The organism is Candidatus Pelagisphaera phototrophica, assembly GCF_014529625.1.
Lineage (GTDB): Bacteria > Verrucomicrobiota > Verrucomicrobiia > Opitutales > Opitutaceae > Pelagisphaera > Pelagisphaera phototrophica.
Genome location: NZ_CP076039.1, coordinates 902,393 through 915,201, shown reverse-complemented (window position 1 = coordinate 915,201; position 12,809 = coordinate 902,393). Strand labels below are relative to the sequence as shown.

10 protein-coding genes are annotated in these 12,809 nt (G+C 49.6%); 4 read left to right on the top strand and 6 right to left on the bottom strand.

Annotated elements, in window-relative coordinates:
* Positions 1 to 88 precede the first annotated feature (88 nt).
* Complete coding sequence (locus tag GA004_RS04060; RefSeq protein ID WP_283396021.1) at positions 89 to 2,524, bottom strand: alpha-amylase family glycosyl hydrolase; 2,436 nt, start codon at positions 2,522 to 2,524, stop codon at positions 89 to 91.
* A gap of 239 nt (positions 2,525 to 2,763) precedes the next feature.
* On the opposite strand from GA004_RS04060, the gene GA004_RS04055 reads away from it, so the two are divergent.
* The 4 genes from GA004_RS04055 to GA004_RS04040 all read left to right on the top strand — a co-directional run bounded on the left by GA004_RS04055 (position 2,764) and on the right by GA004_RS04040 (position 7,706).
* A complete protein-coding gene (locus GA004_RS04055) occupies positions 2,764 to 3,003 on the top strand; it encodes a hypothetical protein (RefSeq protein WP_283396020.1) in 240 nt (79 codons plus the stop codon).
* Between the two features lie 481 nt (positions 3,004 to 3,484).
* Positions 3,485 to 4,786 (top strand): glycosyltransferase family 2 protein, encoded by a 1,302-nt coding sequence (locus GA004_RS04050; protein WP_283396019.1) that lies wholly within the window; start codon positions 3,485 to 3,487, stop codon positions 4,784 to 4,786.
* A 99-nt stretch (positions 4,787 to 4,885) separates the two neighbouring features.
* The gene (gene mnmA / locus GA004_RS04045; protein WP_283396018.1) at positions 4,886 to 5,965 is read left to right on the top strand and encodes a tRNA 2-thiouridine(34) synthase MnmA; all 1,080 of its coding nucleotides are present in this window, start codon (positions 4,886 to 4,888) and stop codon (positions 5,963 to 5,965) included.
* 16 nt (positions 5,966 to 5,981) lie between these two features.
* Entirely contained in the window at positions 5,982 to 7,706 is a 1,725-nt protein-coding gene (locus tag GA004_RS04040; protein WP_283396017.1) for a GAF domain-containing protein, read from the top strand.
* 24 nt (positions 7,707 to 7,730) lie between these two features.
* Here the strand turns inward: GA004_RS04040 and GA004_RS04035 are convergent, their stop codons facing one another.
* The 5 genes from GA004_RS04035 to GA004_RS04015 form a co-directional block, all read right to left on the bottom strand.
* The gene (locus tag GA004_RS04035; protein ID WP_283396016.1) at positions 7,731 to 8,348 is read right to left on the bottom strand and encodes an HNH endonuclease; all 618 of its coding nucleotides are present in this window, start codon (positions 8,346 to 8,348) and stop codon (positions 7,731 to 7,733) included.
* A gap of 131 nt (positions 8,349 to 8,479) precedes the next feature.
* The gene (locus tag GA004_RS04030; RefSeq protein WP_283396015.1) at positions 8,480 to 8,782 is read right to left on the bottom strand and encodes a Dabb family protein; all 303 of its coding nucleotides are present in this window, start codon (positions 8,780 to 8,782) and stop codon (positions 8,480 to 8,482) included.
* A 30-nt stretch (positions 8,783 to 8,812) separates the two neighbouring features.
* Positions 8,813 to 9,400, bottom strand: a complete 588-nt coding sequence (locus tag GA004_RS04025; protein WP_283396014.1) for a hypothetical protein — start codon at positions 9,398 to 9,400, stop codon at positions 8,813 to 8,815.
* A 24-nt stretch (positions 9,401 to 9,424) separates the two neighbouring features.
* Positions 9,425 to 10,507: a phosphoribosylformylglycinamidine cyclo-ligase gene (gene purM, locus GA004_RS04020; RefSeq protein WP_283396013.1), complete on the bottom strand. Its 1,083-nt coding sequence runs from the start codon at positions 10,505 to 10,507 to the stop codon at positions 9,425 to 9,427.
* 85 nt (positions 10,508 to 10,592) lie between these two features.
* On the bottom strand, positions 10,593 to 12,509 hold the full coding sequence (locus GA004_RS04015) for an amidophosphoribosyltransferase (protein WP_283396012.1): 1,917 nt from the start codon (positions 12,507 to 12,509) through the stop codon (positions 10,593 to 10,595).
* Positions 12,510 to 12,809: the final 300 nt, after the last annotated feature.

Sequence of the window (12,809 nt, the reverse complement as noted above, 5' to 3'; positions counted from 1 at the left end):
TCTGGAATTGCCCCAAAGATCTAGCGTGTCGGGAGTAGATGGTACCCTCGAAAGAAAATCAAGGGTTTAAAACGTTACAATTTGAAAGTCAGCTGCGCGAAACCCACAACCCCGTCCCTAGAGGCGGAAGCGTCAATTCCAAACTTAGATTATTGTTCAGGGATTTCTCCTCAAAGCCCCAAAATCGATCGTGATCCGCAAGTTGAATCCAATCGGCCTCCCAATTCCCAAGTGTTATACGGAGAGGCTCCCGCTCGGGATTCACCGCAAAAAGCAGCCGGGCGTTCCCCTTGCTTCGGTCTGCGTTGAACACAGCAGCCAAAGCATTCCGCCCTTCGGTCTTTATAAATTGAAAAAAACCTTCGCTCGCCCTCGAATAGTGGCGAACCAATTCGCCCAGCTCCGACTTCCTGAAACTGATCCAGTCTTTGAAATAGTCACTGGTCAGGGCATACTCGATCCGTCTTTCGTAGTCTAAGGCGTTCAAGTCGCCCCTTTGGTAGGTGTTGTTTACCCCGTTCTTGGAGAAAAGAAAATCCTGGCCCGCATGAATCATGGGTATCCCAATCGACATCATCATGATAGCTCCCATCATCCGTGTCCGCCTCTGATCGCTTACCGACGGATGGGAGCCATTGTTGTCCGGGTACTCCGTAATGGCATCGATCCACGTCCGATCATCATGCGATTCCGTGTAGTTCACCGTCTGGGCAGGCCAACTAGCATAGTCGCCAGGAGATCCCATTAGAAAATAGCTAAGCGCTTCAGAGCTCGAACCGCCCCTGACATATGACTTAACGCTTTCCCTGTAACCATCGTTCCATGACGCGAAACCCGTATCTCTCAAGTCGCGGCCGATGTGGCCACGAAAGCTCCACGGTTCTGCGATCAGAATAACATCCGGCTTGATCGATTTTAGCTCTCGTTCAACCTCCTGCAGCGCCGCTCTTCCCACCAAGTCCGCCAAATCAAAACGAAAACCGTCGACCCCATAAAAAGCAACTAAGTGCTTTAGGCTCTCAACAATTAGGCGTCGGCTCATTGGGGCGTCGCATCTCATGTCGTTTCCACAGCCACTCCAATTCGTCAATACACCATCGCCCTGCAGATGAAAGTAGTACAGCTTGTCGATGTACATTAAGTGGGCGGGCTCCCCTACATGATTGTAAACGACATCGAGAATAACTGCCATTCCTCGACCGTGGATACTGGATACAAGATCACGAAATTCCTCGATTTGAGACGCACTTTCCGGATCACTGGCATACGAGGAGGCAGGAGAAAAGAAATTCGCCGTCATATAACCCCAATGGTATTCTACATAAGACTGGCTATCATTCTCCTGGACTGGCTGAAGCTCTAATGCGTTTATACCCAGGGTGGCCGGATAGAAATTCTCTTCTTGAACAAAACGGCTGAGATCGGAAAAACCCAACGGAACCCTATTTCTCCCACTTTCAGGAATTCCCGCCACCAAGTCACGGGTATGAGCTTCCATCACAACCAAGTCTTGCCACGCCACCGGCTGGAAATTCCGGACAGGCAAATACATTTTTTCATCCACTACGATGCCAGGCCCATCGCAGCTCACAGTTGCTTTCGCGTAGGGATCAAGGATTTTGAAATCCGGATCGAAATTCCCGGTGGAACCACTCGGACCATCAAGTCGATACCAGTAGCGAGCTCCCGTAAGATTTTGGTGGAACATCGCCTCCCAAACGTAGTCGTCCGATCGCTCCATGAGGGACCAATCCAATTCATCCTTCGACTCACCCTTTTGAAAAACACCGACTTTTACCCATTTCGCTCGAGGCGCAAAAAGTCGAAACGTGGTGCACTCCCCTTCCACAATCGCGCCGAGAGGCTTATCCGATTTAAGACCGAAAAAGAATGGGCCGGGGTCAAGATCCGCTTCGTGCGAGTGCAACCTTCCGTGATAGACAAGCGAGTGGTTTTCTGAAAGATCGAGCGGTCGGGATAGCTTAAATCGCAAGCGATGCCTCCCGCTTCGCTTCAAGCTAAAGCGGTAATTGCCATTTCCTTCATCGTCGCTAACGAAATTCGGAGCTTCTGGATCAGCGGGGATCCAGTAATGCTGATCAGTCACAAATTTGAAAAGGATGGCTTCCTCGATAGTCAGCAACTCCAGTGGAAGTTTCAGAGAGTAGACCTCCCGCCCTTCCAACTGGGTGCGCGACATCCGCCACTTTGCCTTTCCAACTGCATCCTGCCATCCATTGAAAGAACCGGCTAGATAAATCGAAAGCTCCTCGTATTCAAAGATCGGATGTTCGATCGGGTCGAAAACAAACACTCCAAAGCTGTTTTCATCGACATAGTATCGACTCTCAAAGGCGAAGTCGCTTGCGGGAATAGGTTCGACCTTCGAGAACCCGTCCCGCTCGCCACCGAAGCTAATAAGAGGACGCCGTTGGGCTTTCCAATCATGCGAAAGCTCCACTACACCTTCGTTAGGGGACGTCAGAAAGGCCTTTGCGATGCGATGTGATTCGTGTGACGACATAATTGCCTCGTTGAGGGATGAACTAAAAGCTCAACTTTAAATCCGATTGATTGACAAGCTAGGAAGCCAGAAGATCTCGATTACCCTCTGCGATGCCCTATCTGATGAATCAAATCGGCAGCGCTCTCCACTGTTTGAAGAAAACGTTGGAAAAGATTACGAACATCAACCATCTCTAGCTCAATCTTCCCATCCTTCATCTCCTAGATTTCATCAAATACTGCTAGCTCAAACGGCGCATGCATCGCAAACCGGCGAACGGCCTCATACTTTCGAAAAGGACCCGTCACTTCGAAAAACCGAAGCTCTCCTCTAAGCAGTATTTGAAACGTGGAAAGGGTCGCAATGAGAAGACCCGCCAACTCCTACTTCGATCCGTCAGTGAGCAAGTAGCATTCCCGGAGCTGGATGAGCTTTCCTTTCAGCTCTTGCTCGAGCTGGAAACGCATATTGGCAAGGCTGATGGGCAACCGCTTTAGCACGTCCTCGCCATGCAAAATTATGTGATTCTCCTTCATATCGAGAAGCTCGATCGGGAATACGTCCGAGGAATTCTTAAAAATCTTCCAAGTGAAGAGTAAAGGCGGAGCATTCCCGAATTCTGCCCATTGGGCAGTTAAAGGCCTGATCACATCAAGCTCCTCCAGCCCAAGCCTCGAGCAGACGACCGTCAGATTTTAATCAGAATATTTCTCAGATTGCTCGCCCGTTGTCGCCGAACCATACAAGACCACTGAAACTAACGAGTCGCCTAGCAAATCTCGCAATTGTTCAGTAAAATACTCTGAGGTCATGAGAAGGGGGCGAAATTAGGCCAATGGGTAAAGAAATGCCAGCCCGCACTTCACAAACGCAAATTTATCCCTTCCATAACGCTTGCTACCCAGACCCAATCTACTCGACAGTTTCCCTTCGTTCCGAATTCTTGCGATAGCCGAACCGTTGCGTCGCGTCTTGTGAATGAATGAGTTGCCTAAAATATCCATCGTCACTCCCTCTTTTAATCAGGGAGCTTTTCTGGAGGAAACACTTCAAAGCCTCGTCGATCAGAACTACCCCCATCTTGAAGTGATTATCCAAGATGGAAAATCGACGGACGATTCGGTGAAAATTGCAGAAGCCTTCGTTCAGCAGCACCCGGAACTTTTCAACCTCTACGTAGAATCCGATCGGGGGCAGGCAGACGCCCTCAATCGCGGGTTTGAAAAGGCAACTGGTGAAATCCTCGGCTTCCTCAACTCCGACGATGTCCTCCTTGATGAATGTCTTCAACGCGTCGCCCAAGAAATCGATCCTAAACGCGGTCGGTACATCGTATTTGGGCGAAGCCTGTTTTTCGGAAATGATCCCACCAAAGAAGGGAAAGACCATCCTTTCAGGTACACCTCGCACTTCGATCAGCTCGCGATCTGGAAACGCCGGTATAACCAGATCCCTCAACCCTCCACGTTCTGGCACCGAACCGCTTGGGACACTTGTAGCGGGATTGACTCTAAAATCTCCCATGCGATCGACTACGATCTCTTCTGTCGTTTCAGCCAAACGTTCCGCTTCCATCCCGTAGCGGAAGTCTGGAGCCGATATCGCCTCCACGATTCATCCAAAACGGTAAACAAGACTCGAGAACGTCTCATGGAAGAATGCATCGAAATTAGTAGACGTTACTGGGGCACCTGGTTAAAACCGCTGCGTTGGCGCTGCGAGATTTCATACGGACTCTACCAAAGGAGCCGGAGACCCAAAGCGATTCAAGCAGTTCGAAAAGCGGAGGCTGCAATCTTAGATAACACACCCCTCAAAGCCTTCTTCCTATCCCTCGCCGCAGCCTGGAACACGCCGCTTGAGCTAGCCCCTCGCATTCTCTACCCGATCGCCGCTACACGAGGTTGGACCCAATTAGCGAGGCTATTTCAGTCCGAAACTACCGATGAACTTTGTCCCAATTTTTGGATCGGTCCATTTTTCGAAACGAGATTAAGTCTGGCCTCGCCGAACAAAGTGATTCGCATCCAGGTCGAGATTCCCGAACAGCTCTCAAAGAATACTCTGTCTTTAAAACTCTCGATTGATGGTATCGTCCACGGAGACTGGAAATCTAGTTCCGAACACTTCAGGGAGCTAGAAGTCCCAATCCCGTCAAGCAGATCTGGCTCCGCGCACGTTGTACTCCACTGCAATCGATACTTCGTGCCGGCTCTAACAGGAGAAAACGAGGACGCTCGGCTGCTATCACTATGTTTGATAAAAATCGAAGCCGAATAATTACGTCCTCATGGAGAGCGAAATGCCACGCCGACCCGCCTTAGACCTTTCTCAATCTACAGGCTTGCGAGACGGGAGTGTAATTGCCTGAGTGGACTCATGAAGAAGGTCCTCCTCGCAATGTCTGGAGGCGTTGACAGCAGCGTCGCCGCTTTGCTCCTGCAAGAGCAAGGATACGATGTGGAGGGGGCCTACATGAAAAACTGGATCAACGAGGATGAAATTCTTGGCGATTGTCCCTGGCAGCAAGATATCGAGGATGCGGCAGCGGTTGCCGAAAAGCTAGGTATCCCTTTCCGAGTCGTGAATTTGATGAAGGACTATCGAGAGAGGATTGTGGACTATCTGCTAGAAGGGTACCAATCCGGTATCACCCCGAATCCAGATGTGATGTGCAATCGTGAAATCAAGTTCGGAGTACTTCTGGACTACGCTCTCGAACACGGGTTTGATCAAGTCGCCACCGGGCACTACGCCCGACTGGAAGAGACCGCTTCGGGAAACTCGATCCTCGAAGGAGTCGACAAAAACAAGGACCAGACCTACTTTCTCGCGCTGATGAAATCGGACCAGGTGGATCGAGCCCTATTCCCTATCGGCCACTTGACGAAACCGGATATCCGCAAGCTCGCGCTTGAGTCAGATCTGCCCAACGCAAAGAAAAAGGACAGTCAGGGGATCTGCTTCATCGGAAATATCAAAATGCAGGACTTCCTGCGGGAGTACGTCCCCGACCGACCAGGTCCAATCATCAGAGCAGAGGATGACATGCCGCTGGGTGAGCACAGAGGCCTTCACTACTTCACCATCGGTCAACGCAAGGGTATCGGGATACCATCCAACACAGACCATCAAAACTACGTTGTCGTCGGCAAAGACCGAGACCGCAACGCCCTCCTCATCTCGTTCGAATCTCCTCATGCTCCCAGGCTTTATTCGTCTCGATGTGCCGTATCCAGTCTGAGCTTTATAGGGCCTGCAATCTCCAGCGAATCTCGTATCGAGGCGAAAGTGCGCTACAGAGACCCTCGCGTTCCCATATCCTATTCGCCTACGAGTGATCATTCTGTCGAAATCACCTTCGACGACCCACAAAGAGCTTTAGCCCTAGGCCAGGTGATAGCACTTTACGATGGAGAGCGACTCTTGGGGGGCGGCATCTATGCCCGTATCGATTAGAAAGTGACAAACCTTTATGCTCGACGATTCCAACAACAGTCCGATTGAAGATCCGAACCTGCTACTAGCACTCTATCGGATCAGCCAGATCGGGAGCTCTGCCTTTAATATTCGAGACGCTTTCAAACGAATCATTGAAGAGATACAAATTCTCTTCCAGCCCAAATCCGCTTCGATCTCATTAATTAGTCCGAACTCTGGTTTACTGGAAATCGAATACGCGCTGGGTTACCCAACTGACACAAAGGATCTTTCGCTTCACATTGGCAAGGGCATCACTGGCAGGGTCGCTTTCAATGGGGTCGCCACAATATCTAACGATGTAGAACAAGACTCGCGATATGTAAAACTAATCGACGGCATCAGGAGTAAAATGGCCGTCCCTCTCTTTTCGGAAGGGCAGATCGCAGGGGTCATCGACGTAGATTCTGACAAGGTAGCAAATTTCACCGCCCGCGATCTGAAACGGCTAGAGGCGGTGGCAGATGAATCCATCACATCTCTACAGAGTGTCTGGAAACAAAGACAGCTGATCACCCAGTCTGACCAGCTTAAAGCGCTCATAAGCGTCGGTCAGAAAGTAGTATCCAATCTCGAGCTACAGGGCCTCTGGGAGAGCATCACCGAGGCCGCTCTTGATTTAACAAAGTCTCGCATGGTCACGCTTCAATTATACGACGAAACCAAGGAGCAAGTCACCATGCAAGCGATCAAGCCCCCCTATCAGGAGTTTCTCTCAAAAGTCGAGACGCTTCGCCTCGAGGAGAGCATGAACGCAGCGGCTATTCGAACTAAACGGCAGGTAGAATTTCCTAATATTACTACTCCAGACTATTTGGATTTAAAAGACGCTCCCCAAAGAGACGATGTTGTATCCTGCCTTTCAACACCAATGATCTACGAAGATCGCGTCATTGGAATTATCAACATTTTCACCCGCACGCGGCATCGGTTTCCCAATGACGAAAAACGCCTGCTGCAAGCGTTCGCCTCGCTATCCGCCGCCGCCGCCCAAAACGCCAACCTGTACGCCAGAGTCTTTAATAGCGAGGATCTGCTGCGAAAAAGCGAACGGCTAACCACTCTAGGTCTTCTCTCTGCCGAAATTGCCCATGAAATTCGCAATCCCCTTACGGTCATCAAGCTGCTCTTTGGCTCGCTTGGGCTCCAATACGACGAAGCCGACCCTCGGAACAAAGACACGCAAATCATCATCGAAAAAATCAACCAGCTCGAGGAGATCGTGTCCAAAGTCCTGTCGTTTGGAAAGGCTCCCGAGGATCTGCACACGGTTTGGTCGATCGACGAGCTTATTCAGGATACGCTTCTCCTTGTACGCCTGAAAATGCAACAGCATCGAATCGTGTTGAATCATAAAAAGACCAACGCTCCCATCATGGTCAACGCGAGCAAAGGCCAGTTGCAGCAAGTATTTCTCAATCTCATAATCAATGCCGCCGAAGCGATGCCTGATGGGGGAACCCTCACGATTTACTCGATTGTCGAAGAAAGTCCCGAAGAGGAACGAATCGCCGTTTACTTTACCGATACAGGTTCTGGCATACCGGAAAATATTCAGGAGAAAATTTTCGAATCGTTTCTGACGGATAAACCAGAAGGGACCGGGTTAGGCCTTTCCATCGTAAAACGAATAATGAGGACGCACCACGGTGACATCTCGGTAGCCAACTCAAGCAGCCTCGGCACGACCCTCCGAATCGAGATGCCTCTGGCTCAATGAAGGGCCGACGCTGCTGTTCCGATTCTAGCTTTCAAGCTCAACGTTCCAGTAAGCGACGTCGATAAAATGCTTCCACTCATCGTGCTTCCTACCTCGAGCCGCTATGCTAATCACCGGACGCCACTGCGGCTTGGAAGGTTTCCGAGTGAGACGCATACTCGCTTCATGGGGCAAACGATTCGCCTTTCTCGAATTGCATTTCACGCAGGAGCAGACGATGTTCTCCCAAGTCGTTTTCCCTCCATAATGCCGTGGGATCACATGGTCTAGGTTTAGCTCCTCCGAAGGTAGCCTTTTGCCACAATACTGGCATTGATACTTGTCCCGCTCGAAGACGTTCTTCCGGGTCAATTTCAGCTCTTTCTTGGGAACTTTGTCAAAAATCGAAAGCAGAATGATCTTGGGCACCCGGATCGAATATCGCACCGTGTGAACGATTTTCATCTCGGAAACGGGCTGGTTGTATTGGGAAAAGTCGACCCAATCCATCATGTCAAAGATTTGAAAATCCTCGTTTTCCTCGTAAACAACACTTGCGTGACCCGAAGCGAGTAAAGAAAAGGCTCGCTTTGCGGCGATCACATTCACGGCTTGCCATAACCGATTAAGAACGAGCACAGGTTCTGTTAGGGCAACTTCCATGAGCCCACCTTCTAACTCTCAACTTCAGTCTGTCAAGAAAGGAGGATTCAAAGTCTTGTCACAAAGGACCTTTTTTAGCTTTGACGTAACGGGATGACAAATACGGCAGTCCGTCTTGGCAGCTGTCTAGACTACTCCGCGTCGTGCACTGCTACCCTCGACCAGCTATCCTTGTTATTGGCGATGAATTCGTCGTGCAAAGGATGTGTTTGGTAAACGTCGTGATCGGCAATCGACTCGAAAAGGACGGTCAACATCAAACCATAATCGCGAACACTCACGGGTCTCACTTCAGTATCCGCTGGAGCGCCAATGTAAAGCGAGTGGACGGCCTCTATTTTCGCAAGAAGGTTGCGAGCGTCATCAGCGCATGCCTCGATCTGGGCATCGGAAGATTCGGGAGTGAATTTGAATAAAACAGTGTGAACAAGCATGGCTTCGATTGAATCTAAGTTAAATGTTGGCTATTCGCCTATTTGACCAAAGCGGTCTAAAATAGCATCAATGCGCTCCTGGTTAGCCATGTAAAGCTTTAGGTTTCTAGTTCCCACAGCCTCGAGTATGTCAATAAATTGTTGCTTCTTCGCGATCTCACGATGAGCCATTTCTTCCACATGGCCAGACAGCCGCCCCGTATCAACCGCCTGCTTCATTTGGGCAATTTCGTTCTTTAGTCCTTTGAGCTGATCGGGCTCCCGCATAAACTCGCTCAGAAAAAGTAATTTGGCGAGCGTAGCAATCAGTTCTGAAGCCGCCGAGTCTACCTCTTCCCAAACAGGAAAAGACCGAATGACTAAAAGGGGGGCATCCGACTCGTCCGCCTTCAGCCAAAGCTCAACATTATCTTCGGCCCAAATTAAAACCGTCTCGGAACCACGGATAAACCACTCGATCTCGTTCTTTTCAAGCGGAAGTTTGGCGAGATCCATAAGAACCTCCTCCACGGAACCGGACGCTTCAATCAGTCCCGCGCCCGCGACGCGCTCGCTGGCACCGAAACCTGAAGATACAACAATCCAGATGAAGCAAAGGCCCAGTGAAGCTCTTATCATTTGTAACTAAAAACGATATCCAAGCTATCGCTTCAGCGAAACCTTACCCTCTCCTTTGACTGCCTTTCCGATAGCAACGGCTTTGCAGCCGAATTTATGGCAAGCAGCGAGAACTGAATCTGCCTGAGATGCATCTACACAAAGCGTCATTCCCATCCCCATGTTGAAGACCTCGTACATTTCGTCGAAGTCAATCTTCCCCTTCTCGCCAATCAATTTGAATATCGGAAGCGGCTTCCAAGAATTCGTGTCTATTTCTATGTCTACCTTGCTGTGCAGAATGCGAGGAATGTTTCCGCAGAAGCCTCCACCGGTAATGTGGGCGATGCCGAAGATCGCATTTCCCTTCCGGAAGGCTGACGAACGGCCTGTATTGAACGCCTTCAGAAGCGACTGCACTAGCGGCGCGTAATTGGTGTGAGGAGCTTGAAGTGCCTTGAACACGCTTTGCCGCGTTCCCGGAACCAGATCTGAACCCTTTAGCTTCGCCTTTTCGAAAACGACTTTTCGAGCCAATGTGTATCCATTCGTGTGCAATCCATTGGAAGGGAGCCCAATCACCACATCTCCAGGTCGGATCGTAGATCCGGAAAGCATTTTCTTTTTCTCGGCAATGCCGACGATCACACCAGCGATATCATACTCACCCGGCTGATAGAATCCGGGTAACTGAGCAGTCTCCCCACCGATAAGGGCGCAATTTGCCGCGGCACAAGCTTCCTTCATCCCAGAAATCAGCTGTTTGAAAACCTTCGGTTCAAGTTTCCCTAAACCAAGATAGTCCAGAAAAAACAAAGGTTCCGCACCAATCACCGTGATATCGTCGATACAGTGATTCACAATATCCATACCCACGCTTTTGTGCTGCCCCGAGTCGAATGCCAGTTTTAGCTTAGTACCCACTCCATCAATACTGCTAACCAAAACGGGCTCCTTGCATTTCGTTTTAGACAGATCAAACAATCCGCCAAAACCTCCGACCGCTCCCATAACTTCTGGACGGGAGGCTCCTTTGAGAGACTCTTTCAAATCTCCTTTCATGCGATCACCCAGATCGATATTCACACCCGCTTGAGCGTACGCTTTCGTTTTCTTTTTTGATGGCATTTGATTAAAGTAGGATCGAGGAAATAAAAGTGAAAATTTCAAAGAAGAAATTTTTAATTCTGCCTTCCTTATTCTTGAGTTAAAGTCAGTAGCTTCTTCCGGTTGATTTCTTGTAATAGTTCACGAACGCCTGATTGACAACTCGGTAGCCCCCTTGCGTCGGATAGTCTCCTGTAAAATACCAGTCTCCTCTATGATCAGGCAGGGCTTTTCGCAGTCCTTCAATCGATTGATAGACGACTGAAACCTCACCGCTCCACCCGCGGTCTTGAGGATAGACGATTTCAGCGATTTTTTTTGAAATCTGCTCTGCAGTAAACGGAGCATAGATTTCCTTGACGTAGTTGATTCGACAGGACTCTTCAGAGTTCAGACAATCGATGCACTTGCGGTAAACTTCTAAAAGCATATCGCGTTTGCCCACCTCGCGCAGCAGGGCAATCGCCGCTTCAAAGGCAATAAACTTACCAAGCTCCGACATGTCAATGCCATAACAATCTGGATACCGTATTTGAGGAGCGGTTGATGCAATGATAATCTTTTTGGGATTCAGGCTACTCAATATTTTTAAGATCGACTTCCGCAAAGTCGTTCCACGAACGATAGAGTCATCGATACAAACTAGATTATCTGTCTTCTGTACAATCCCATAAGTCACATCATAGACGTGGGTTGCCATTTCATTTCGGGAATTCTCAGTGGATATAAACGTTCTCAGCTTCTGGTCCTTGTGCGCGATCTTTTCACCCCGAGGCCAGTTCTTCATGATCAGGTCGTCGAGGAGCTCCTCGCTCAACTCGCCTTTTTCCTGGGCGTCGAGAATTGCGTCTTTTACTTGATTACGCCGATCCACCCGAAGCTTTTCCAGAAAGCCGAAATAGCCTATCTCCGATGTGTTGGGAATAAAGCTGACCACCGTATTCTCAAGGTCATGCCCGACCTCCTTTAAAACCTGCTCCGAAAGCTGCGCTCCTAGGGCTTTGCGCTCTTTGTAGATATCCGCGTCATTCCCTCTGGAGAAATAGATCCTCTCAAAAGAACATTGTTTGCGCTCTGGATTTGGCTCTTTAAACTGCTCGTTTATTAGCTCACCGCTACGCTTTACAACGATGATGTGACCCGGCGGAACCTCTTCGATATCTTCAATCTGCTTGTTGAAAATCGTCATGAGCGGCGCTCGTTCCGAGGCGGACGCAAACACCTCGTCGTCTTCAAAATAGAAAACAGGCCGAATTCCCAAAGGGTCTCTCAGGATGAAATTGTCGCCGTTGCCTATCGCTCCGATGAGGGCGTAACCACCATCCCATGACTTGGACGCCTTGCAGAAAACTTTGACCAAATCGATCTCCCCCAAAATTCGCTCCGAGATTTCACGCGCATCGTGCCCTTCATCTCGCAGATAGCGATAAAGATTGTCGTGCGCTTCATCGAGGTGGTATCCCACTTTCTCTAGCAATGCCTGTGTATCCGTTGCGAAAATCGGATGCTGACCCATCGCAATCAAGCTCTCGTTAAGCTCCTTCGTATTGGTCATGTTGAAGTTGCCCGCCAACATCAGGTTTTTCGTCGGCCAGCTGCTTCGGCGAAAGAACGGATGGCACACACTCAGCGAATAGCCCCCAGAGGTCCCATACCTCAAATGCCCCATGTAATACTCTGCGCAAAAGTCGTACTTGGATTTTATCGAAGGAACGTAGTCAGGAAGAATGTCACCATTTCGCTGAAGCTTCTCGTACTGCTTGAGAGTATCTTTAAAGATCCGGTCCAATGCATTGGTTTTCACGCTTCGTTCGCGAAACATGTACGGCTCGCCCGCTGGCATGTCGAACTTGATAGCCGCCACTCCAGCCCCGTCTTGGCCGCGATTACGCTGTTTCTCCATCAGAAGGAAAAGCTTGTAGTAGCCATAAAGCGGAGTGCCGTATTTCTCGGCGAAGTATTCCAATGGTTTTTTCAGCCGCACTTGGGCCACTCCGCATTCGTGTTTGATCAGCTCGCTCATCTAAAAGTTCTCGCTAAAAATCCCTAACTACCGAAATCGGCTCTACAGCCACACCACGTATGGCGATTAATCTCCTCCAAAAACAGGCAAACCGCCTCAGTCATCTGGCGGCTTCCTTTCCATCAGTCCCAACAACGCATCTCGAGTGCTGCCCGCGCTTAAAGTAGGCCTCTCTCCCTTTCGGGATTACGGCAGTCGGTCGATAACAGAGGCTAGCTTCGGGGAAGAAAAGGTTCACTTTGTCGCTCTAATGGGTGTGTAAAAACTTAGGGCCATCTCCTACGCGAAAATCTACCCGTG

Bases quoted from the DNA above. Each gene is read 5' to 3' on its own strand.
- GA004_RS04060 (WP_283396021.1), bottom strand. From the start codon at position 2,524: ATGTCGTCACACGAATCACATCGCATCGCAAAGGCCTTTCTGACGTCC.
- GA004_RS04055 (WP_283396020.1), top strand. From the start codon at position 2,764: ATGCATCGCAAACCGGCGAACGGCCTCATACTTTCGAAAAGGACCCGT.
- GA004_RS04050 (WP_283396019.1), top strand. From the start codon at position 3,485: ATGAATGAGTTGCCTAAAATATCCATCGTCACTCCCTCTTTTAATCAG.
- mnmA (WP_283396018.1), top strand. From the start codon at position 4,886: ATGAAGAAGGTCCTCCTCGCAATGTCTGGAGGCGTTGACAGCAGCGTC.
- GA004_RS04040 (WP_283396017.1), top strand. From the start codon at position 5,982: ATGCTCGACGATTCCAACAACAGTCCGATTGAAGATCCGAACCTGCTA.
- GA004_RS04035 (WP_283396016.1), bottom strand. From the start codon at position 8,348: ATGGAAGTTGCCCTAACAGAACCTGTGCTCGTTCTTAATCGGTTATGG.
- GA004_RS04030 (WP_283396015.1), bottom strand. From the start codon at position 8,782: ATGCTTGTTCACACTGTTTTATTCAAATTCACTCCCGAATCTTCCGAT.
- GA004_RS04025 (WP_283396014.1), bottom strand. From the start codon at position 9,400: ATGATAAGAGCTTCACTGGGCCTTTGCTTCATCTGGATTGTTGTATCT.
- purM (WP_283396013.1), bottom strand. From the start codon at position 10,507: ATGCCATCAAAAAAGAAAACGAAAGCGTACGCTCAAGCGGGTGTGAAT.
- GA004_RS04015 (WP_283396012.1), bottom strand. From the start codon at position 12,509: ATGAGCGAGCTGATCAAACACGAATGCGGAGTGGCCCAAGTGCGGCTG.